Below are 7,269 nucleotides of genomic sequence, written 5' to 3'. Positions count from 1 at the left end.
TCTTTGCGTTTATCGGCATTACACAAAATAATATTGTAATGATACATATTGGCAATATCTTCAATCCCGCGTGCAATTTCTGCAAAAATCGAGTTGGAGATATCAGGAATGACAACCCCTACGGTTGTCGTTTTCTTGCTGGCGAGACCTCTCGCCACAGCATTTGGACGATAGCCCAAACGTTCAATTGCTTCAAATACTTTCTTCCGGGTCTGCGGCTTCACGTTAGGGTTATTATTCACAACCCGTGATACCGTTGCCATAGATACGCCTGCTTCGCGAGCTACATCGTAAATGGTTACCGTCAAATTACTCTCTCCATTGCGATAAATTTTATCGTTCGACTAATTAAAATTATGATACGACACTTTGTACAATTGTGCAATGATAACGCTTCATTTTCCTTTCAAAATTCTTTCAAAGGAGCAAAAAGCTTATCCTGGCGCGGTTCTATCTCCAATTCCCTCAATAAAGCCCTCCACTGATTTCCAGTAGGCTATCGGTACGGCGTTGATTCCCTTTGCTGTAATTTAACGAAAAATGCTGGAGACATCAGCAAGGGGTTCTGCCGAAATCAGCGATAATCTGAACCTGCTTCTATCGTAACAAAAAGTCCGTGAAAAATCCAACATTCGTGAAAAATTTTCATTGATTTTGCAGAAAAAACTTTTCATTTCGCACTTTCTGCCGATTGAAGTGTCAATTGTGACAATCTAGAACCAGTTTCTTCCATCCATTGATGATCACCAAGCTCCGCTGACAGCCGGTACACGTCCAAAAGGACATCGATCCGTCCCTGAATCGACTTATTAATGGTTTCTTCAAGCTCAGTCATTCCACCGGGAAATTGACCGGAAGTAAAAGCTTCCTTAAGTACACTCGCCCATTCATTCCGGTCTGCGAAGGAAAGATGGCGTCTGGGTGGAGTCTCTCCTAATTCGCCAATCAGCTTACCCAGTTCCTTTTTAATGAAGGGTAAGGGTTCATAACGGGCGCAGATGCCGCATGTATAGACCGGAACATGAGTGATTTTGATCTTTGCGCTGTAAATCAGCGTATGCATATGTAGGGTCATGATTCCGCCGCAGCCGCATGACTTTTTAACCAGATTATCTTTTAACATCTCCCACACACCTCAGGCTCAATATTGAAAAAACACGTGAGTCCGCCTTTTCAATAGCTATATTCGCCCTCTCCTCCTTAAATCCCTTCCCATTTGCATAAAATGATTTATTTGGAAATAAAGCAAAGGTTTTCATGTTTCGAGATGACTTCATATTTCAAATTTGATAGAATAAACAGGATATGATGATGTGAAGGGAGCTGCAAAAATCATGAGACTATCCGGTAAAAAGGTTATCGCGCTTGTCGATGAGGAGTTTGAAGATTTGGAGCTCTGGTATCCCGTGTACCGTGTGAGGGAAGAAGGCGCCGAGGTTCATCTGGCAGGCCTTGAGAAAGGCAAAACCTATACCGGTAAATACGGCGTACCCGCTACAGCCGAATATTCCTGGGACGAGCTGAATGCAGAAGATTATGATGGAATACTTGTGCCTGGTGGCTGGGCACCGGATAAAATCCGCCGTTACAGCGCCGTACTGAAGCTAGTGCAGGATTTTAACACAGCTAAGAAGCCGATCGGCCAAATCTGCCATGCCGGGTGGGTACTGATTTCCGCTAAGATCCTGAATGGAGTAACCGTCACTTCCACACCCGGTATCCGTGATGACATGGAGAATGCCGGGGCTATTTGGAAGGATGAACCTGTAGTTACGGATGGACATATTATTTCTGCCCGCCGTCCGCCGGATCTTCCGCCTTACGGTAAGGCATTCTGTGATGCGTTGGCCGGGGAATAGGCCGCCGTAATTATTACAAGGATAAACAGCCCCCGCCTCTACTGCTTGCTGAGGTGCAGGGCTGTTTATGCTTTATGGCTGCTATTTGCGGACGGGGAGTGTTCGTGACTCCTTTATTGGATTAGGATAGCCGGTTATCGTGAACGTCAGCGGCTGGGAATATTTTTTGCTGCCCAGACCCAGATAATGCACCGGTGGGATTAACTTTTTCTCCGCTGACTCCTGGCGCTGCGGAATGCTGATATCAAATTGGCTGGCCGAATAAACCTGGCCATTTGCATCCGTAAACTCACTGCTTATCATCAGGGAATTGTATAATCTCTGCTTTGCTGGTGCTGGGAGATATTCCAAAATCATTGTAGAACCCTTTTCAGTGCTGTAAAGTGACATCTTCAAATGATTGTCGGGCGCCTTAATTATTTCCTGCTTCTCCGTATCAATAATCAGCTCCGTTGCATCCTTATCCAGCGCCAGAATTCCGCCGATCTGCAGCTTGAGCGGCTGGCTGTAACGGCTATCGTTCGCAAATACCAAACGATTACTTCCTTTAACTTCCAGTGTGTGAAGCAAGGCCAGATTCGTAAAATCACCCTTGCTGCCCATTAAAAGCTGCGGATTAAGCATTGAAAAGATTTGTTTGGTGTTCTGCGGATCGTAGGCATAATCCAAATAAACACCTGTTGTTGAAAGGTAAACATCATTAATCTGTATATCCTGCCCGGCAATAGTTAAAGTTTGGTCTATTTTTTGGACTTCTCCTGTTTTAGCCAGCTGCTCTTTATCCAGCAGGATTGGCACGGACAGCTGCGCCAGCGTATCTCCGAAATCCGCAAGCTTATACTCCCCAAGCTTTATGTCGAACGTAATTTGGTCCGGCAGCGAGCTGAACTCTCCACCCCACTGCAATACTTCATATCCGCGCGTAGTGCCGGCCGGCACATCCTTGGCATTCCAGCCCGATCCAAGCACATTGTTCACCGGCTTATCTCCTGTTCCTGTTAGCTGCAAAAAATTCACGCGGGCTCTCTGTTTTGTATTATTCTGCAGGGAGTACAAGATAATAATCCCCATACGGTCTGCAGCAATTCCGTCTACCGTCAGCACAAATCCATTCTGCCGGGCTGTAGCACCGCTGACGTGCTGTATCAAACCTGCTTCGATCGCCGAAAATACGGTAGTGTTATCGTATGCAGCAGGATTAATGCCTGCCACTACACGGTATTCGTCAAACTCTCCAGCTCCCTGGACCATTTCCGGCGGAGTCTGGGCACTGTGAGGCCTCACCTGCTGGCCGATCCAAGGGAAAATAAAGAGCAGGGCAGCAGCCATAACTACCGCAATACTTATTGTTAACCGCTTTTTGAATGAAGAAATACGGTAATGAACAGGTTCTGACATCCCGCTGCGTATTGCCGCCTGCAATTTAATCTCCGACACTTCCTCCACCTGCCCGGATAATCCCTCAAAGTAATCCTTCAGCAGCTTTTCCTCATTACCGGTCATTGGTAAGCCCTCCTCTCATTTTGTCACGCAGCTGCTTTAACCCTTCATTTAGCCAAGTCTTGACCGTCCCTTCGGGCTTGCCGAGCACTTCCGCAATCTCTGTCAGGGTCATATCACGGTAATATTTCAGCACAAGCACCTGCCGGTATTTCAATTTCACGCTGTCGAGTGCCTGCTCCATGTCCAGCTTGCGGTCACTGGTCATTTCCATCACTCCATCACTGCCGTTATGGACAGGTTTTACGGAAGCCAGCCGCTTTCTACGTTTCATTTCATCCTTGCAGCAGTTGATCAGTATTCGTGTGACCCAGGGTGCAAACCGTTCCGGATCTTTGAGACTTTTGCGCTTCATCCAGGCCCGGTACGTAGCTTCCTGCAGCATTTCGAGTGCATCCGCTTCACTCCGGAAGTAGCTGTATGCTATTCCGTAAAGTATTCTTTTCTGCGCCGAGACTAGTCCGATAAAAGCCTGGCCGCTTTCTTCACCATACTTAATCCGTTCACCTTCCATCAGGTTTTCCATACTCTGTTTAATCAGCCTCCCTCTACAACAGCCTCAAAAAGCGCTCCTTTATGTATTTCTATCTATACTGACTCTATTGTGGTGAAAACGGTTTTACTTTTTTTGCAAAAGCAAACTTATAGCAGTAACGCAAAAAGCCCGGCGTATCCGCCGGACCCTTCACTTCATCGAATATACTGTGGCTGCCTGATCATTACAAAGTCTTCTCTTTCGGTGCTTCAGATGCAGCTCCGCTTCGTACGGCGAACGCGCTTAGCAGCTCTTCCGTCTGCAGACTTGTCCGGTGACGGAAACAAGCCTTGGCTGTCTCTTTAGCTTCCGCGGCTAATGTATTGAGTGTGCGGTGCTTCACCCGCAACAGCGCCTGCGGAGACATACTGAGAGTGCGGATGCCGAGCTCCAGCCAGAGCGGAAGCGAGCGCTCATCAGCAGCCATCTCGCCGCATACGCTAACATCGATGCCAACATCCCGTGCAGCCTGTACGGTCATCCGGATCATGCGCAGTACGGCCGGATGATAAGGGTGGTACATATGGGCAATCTGCTCATTCATCCGGTCAACCGCCAGTACATATTGCACCAGATCGTTTGTACCAATGCTGAAAAAGTCAACTTCCTCCGCCAGCAGCTCCGCAATCATAACGGCCGCCGGAACCTCAATCATGATGCCGACGGGTATTTTACGGTTATAGGGAATTCCCTGTTCATCCAGCTCACTCTTCACTTCATTCAGTATGGCTTTGGCCGCCTGAACTTCTTCTACCGAAGAAATCATCGGGAACATCAGCTTGACATTTCCATAATGGCTTGCCCGCAAAATCGCAGTCAGCTGTGTTTTGAACATATCCTTGCGATCCAGACTGATGCGGATTGCACGGTAGCCAAGGAACGGGTTCTGCTCCTCAGGCAGCTGGAAATAATCCAGATGCTTGTCCCCCCCGATATCCAAGGTACGAATCACTACGCTGTTGCTGCCCACCTTCTCGGCAACCAGCTTGTAAACTTCAAATTGTTCTTCTTCTGTCGGGAACGAGTGGCGGTCCATATACAAAAACTCTGTACGGAACAGCCCTACGCCTTCGGCTCCATACTTCAGCGCCATATCCAGCTCCTTGACTGAGCTGATATTGCCGGCGAGATGCAGAGACGCACCATCTTTGGTGATGGCTTCCACCGTCGCGAGCAGCTCGAGCTGTTCTTTTTTCTTCTGCTGCTTGTCGCGTCTTGCGGCGTAGGCCTGTACGGTGGGTTCATCCGGATGAATCTGCACCGTCCCGGTCTCACCGTCCATCACCAGCATATCCCCGGTCTGGATCGGGCTCGTCAGCTTGTTCTCCAGGCCCGCAACCAGCGGAATACCCAGCGCCCGGGCCATAATCGAGGAATGGGAGGTTTTGCCGCCCATCATTGTAACAATGCCGAGCACATAAACCGGATTCAAGTGAGCCAGCTGGGAAGGCGAAAGCTCTTTTGCCACCAGAATATACGGCTGTGTATCCGACGGCAGCGTCACCTCTGGCGCCCCCAGCAGATGCTTCAGCAGGCGGTTTCCGACATCCTTGATATCAACGGCCCGCTCCTTCATGTACTCATCGTCGAGAAGATCGAACATTGCAACAAAGTGATCGATTGCTTCCTTAACGGCTACCTCAGCCGCTTTATATTGACGTTCAATAATCCCGCGGATTTCACTCATAAATACCGGATCATCCAGGATAGCCAGGTGAGCGTCGAAGATACTCGATTCTTCCGGACCTACCACCTCACGGAATTCTTTTTTAATAAATTCTATTTCATCTTTAGAGGTACGGATGCCTTCATATAGCCGTTCAAACTCCTTGGCCAGATCCACGGGATTCACTTGCGTATCCGGCAGGCTCCATTCCCAGTTCGGCAAGACAAAGGCCTTCCCGATGGCTACACCTGCTGCTGCGCCTATGCCCTGTATCATGCTTCGATCCCTCCAACATTACTCTCATGTAGTACCACGGACATTACGGACGACTGCCCCTTTTTCACGTTTTTGAATGGAGCATAGCTCCAGGATTTTACACGGTCAGGGTTGGTAATGACCATTGGGGTGGCAAGTGAAGCTGCATGCTCCTGCAAAAAGGCCAGGTCAAATCTGACCAGCAGCTGTCCCGGCTCCACACTGTCACCTTCCTGTACAAGCGCCTCAAACGGCCCTTTAAGCTGCGAAGTATCAATCCCTATATGCATAAGCACCTCCAGCCCCTCAGGCGTTGAAATGCCTATTGCGTGCATTGTAGGGTACACGTGCATTACTTTGCCGTAGACAGGCGAAACCAGTTCTCCTTTTTCCGGGAAAAAGGCAACTCCGTCTCCAACCAGCTTAGCTGCAAAAATATGATCCGGCACCTCTTCAATTGGCATCATTCGGCCCTGAATCGGTGAACAGAACAACACCTGCGGGAGATCACGAAGCATCAGCTTATCGATCTCTTCACGGATCAGCTCGGAGTAAGTCCCGAACACCACCTGCACGTTACCGCCGCCCAGCTTGATAATCCCTGCTGAGCCAAGGCCCTTCAGTGCCGCTGTATCTATATATCGGTCATTGTGTACCGTTAATCTTAGCCGTGTGATGCATGCCTGTACCTGGACAATATTTTCTTTGCCGCCCAGAGCTTCCAGAATCAGCGGTGCCTGATATGGAATGTTACCTGCCCAATCTCCCAGCTCCGAGCCTTCCTCGCGTCCCGGTGTCGGAATCTGGAAGCGGCGGATCGCCCAGCGGAACAGGTTATAGTAAACAATGGCATAGCCGATGCCGATCGGAATCAGCAGCCAGGCCCGCTGCGACAGATGCAGATTGAGGAAGAAATCAATCGCTCCCGCTGAATACGAGAACCCGTGATGAATGCCCAGCGCATAGGTCAGCACCATAGCTAGACCCGACATCACAACGTGCAGACCGAATAAATAAGGGGAAGCAAACAAGAAGGCGAACTCAATCTGCTCCGAAACCCCTGTCAAAAAGCAGACGAGGGCTGCCCGCAAGAAAGTCTTCTTAATCTTGGGCTTCAAGTCTTCCCGTGCTTCCTGAATAATAGCCAACGCAATCGCCGGCAGGGCGAACATCATAATCGGGAACAAACCGGCCATAAAGACGCCTGCTGTCGGATCACCCGCAAAAAAACGCGGCAAATCCCCCTGCACGACCGCACTGCCGTCAGGAGTGGTAAAGGTGCCCAGCTGGAACCAGAATACATTGTTCAGGATATGATGCAGCCCGAAGGCTGTAAGGACCCTATACAAAACGCCATATACAAAGACCCCAAAACCGCCGGCGGCCTGTATATCCCGGAATAAAATATCCAGCACATCCTGCAAGAGCGGTGATACGCCGAGCATGACCCAGGC

General features: G+C 49.3%; 7 protein-coding genes. 1 reads left to right on the top strand and 6 read right to left on the bottom strand.

The genetic code is table 11. The features are described 5' to 3' along the window. The coding region (locus tag AQR02_RS33805) for a LacI family DNA-binding transcriptional regulator (protein WP_245237233.1) at positions 1-308 on the bottom strand (308 nt) is incomplete at its 3' end. Positions 309-670: 362 nt separating this feature from the next. After that, entirely contained in the window at positions 671-1,123 is a 453-nt protein-coding gene (locus tag AQR02_RS08545; RefSeq protein ID WP_054940205.1) for a hypothetical protein, read from the bottom strand. A gap of 211 nt (positions 1,124-1,334) precedes the next feature. Here AQR02_RS08545 and AQR02_RS08540 point away from each other — a divergent pair, with 211 nt between their 5' ends. Beyond that, positions 1,335-1,859: a type 1 glutamine amidotransferase domain-containing protein gene (locus AQR02_RS08540; protein WP_054940204.1), complete on the top strand. Its 525-nt coding sequence runs from the start codon at positions 1,335-1,337 to the stop codon at positions 1,857-1,859. Between the two features lie 81 nt (positions 1,860-1,940). On the opposite strand, the gene AQR02_RS08535 is transcribed toward AQR02_RS08540, so the two are convergent. From AQR02_RS08535 to AQR02_RS08520, 4 genes are all read right to left on the bottom strand, one after another. Then, positions 1,941-3,362 carry a DUF4179 domain-containing protein gene (locus AQR02_RS08535; RefSeq protein WP_054940203.1) on the bottom strand — a complete coding sequence of 474 codons (1,422 nt, stop codon included), beginning with the start codon at positions 3,360-3,362 and terminating at the stop codon, positions 1,941-1,943. Next, a complete protein-coding gene (locus AQR02_RS08530) occupies positions 3,352-3,885 on the bottom strand; it encodes a sigma-70 family RNA polymerase sigma factor (RefSeq protein WP_082451734.1) in 534 nt (177 codons plus the stop codon). Before AQR02_RS08530 ends, AQR02_RS08535 begins: the two co-directional genes overlap by 11 nt. A 193-nt stretch (positions 3,886-4,078) precedes the next feature. Continuing rightward, the gene (gene ptsP, locus AQR02_RS08525; RefSeq protein ID WP_054940202.1) at positions 4,079-5,836 is read right to left on the bottom strand and encodes a phosphoenolpyruvate--protein phosphotransferase; all 1,758 of its coding nucleotides are present in this window, start codon (positions 5,834-5,836) and stop codon (positions 4,079-4,081) included. Continuing rightward, on the bottom strand, positions 5,833-7,269 hold a 1,437-nt coding region (locus AQR02_RS08520), incomplete at its 5' end, for a glucose PTS transporter subunit IIA (RefSeq protein ID WP_082451732.1). The genes AQR02_RS08520 and ptsP, both read right to left, overlap by 4 nt.

It is taken from the genome of Paenibacillus ihuae, from assembly GCF_001368795.1.
In the GTDB taxonomy this organism is placed as follows: Bacteria; Bacillota; Bacilli; order Paenibacillales; family Paenibacillaceae; genus Paenibacillus_AQ; species Paenibacillus_AQ ihuae.
This window is presented reverse-complemented; position numbering and strand designations above follow the sequence as displayed.